General features: G+C 64.6%; 1 protein-coding gene. It reads left to right on the top strand.

All coding sequences use genetic code 11. The features are described from left to right. The coding region (locus tag ABD347_RS26925) for a hypothetical protein (RefSeq protein WP_344366042.1) at positions 1-590 on the top strand (590 nt) is incomplete at its 5' end. Positions 591-827 lie beyond the last annotated feature (237 nt).

Here is an 827-nt window from a genome sequence, read left to right as displayed (position 1 = left end):
AGATCCTGCCGACACAACACTCAACTGCCAAGCCTCACAACGAACTTCATTCTGAAACGATCAGTAAGAAGCCCTACGACCCCAAGAACCCCACCGCTACCGGGTACTGCGGGGGCTGGCACCGTGTTCTCGTGCCCGCCTACCAGTCCAGCTCGTACGCCGTGGAACGCGGTTCCCTCACCCTGACCCAGTTCATCGTGGAGGCCGCGGCCGGCGAGCGAGTCCCGTTCCAGAGGGACGGCTACTACGGATGGCTTCCCGTACAGCAGTGGCAGAACTACCTTGAGGCAAACGGGCCCGGCCCGGAGGAGAAGAAGCGCCAGGCACCGTCCGTACGTCACGGCGACCGGCGTGACAGGTGCACCGAGGACCGGCCGGCCTCAGAAGTGCGGTCCGAGCCGAAGCAGAGGCGCGGCAGTCGCTCCATCGTCCTCGAGTCCCGACCTGCCGAGTCCGAGGAGGCCAGGGTGCCGGTGGATGCGGCGGGGAAGCCGATCCCTCTGTGCCGCTTTTGCGGCACGCCCGCCAGTTTGCTCGGCTCTGAAGGGCTTCCCGAGCACTTTTCGTGTCTCAGGGCCCAGGAGACCTGACCGGCAGCCCCCGCCCGCACCTGGCCGGGAGCTGCGGCGTATGTACCGGCCACCTCAAACCCGAGCAGGCACCCCCGTCCGCGAGATCTCCTATTCACCCCCGACCACCCCCGGCGGCTCGGCAAACTTCCCGTATGAACGAAGCCATGATCGGGCTCATCACGGGTCTCTTACTGATCGTTTCAGAATGAAGTTCGTTGTGAGGCTTGGCAGTTGAGTGTTGTGTCGGCAGGATCT

It is taken from the genome of Streptomyces gobitricini, from assembly GCF_039532985.1.
In the GTDB taxonomy this organism is placed as follows: Bacteria; Actinomycetota; Actinomycetes; order Streptomycetales; family Streptomycetaceae; genus Streptomyces; species Streptomyces gobitricini.
The sequence above is the reverse complement of the archived record's forward strand: the minus strand, read 5'-3'. Positions and strand labels throughout refer to the sequence as shown.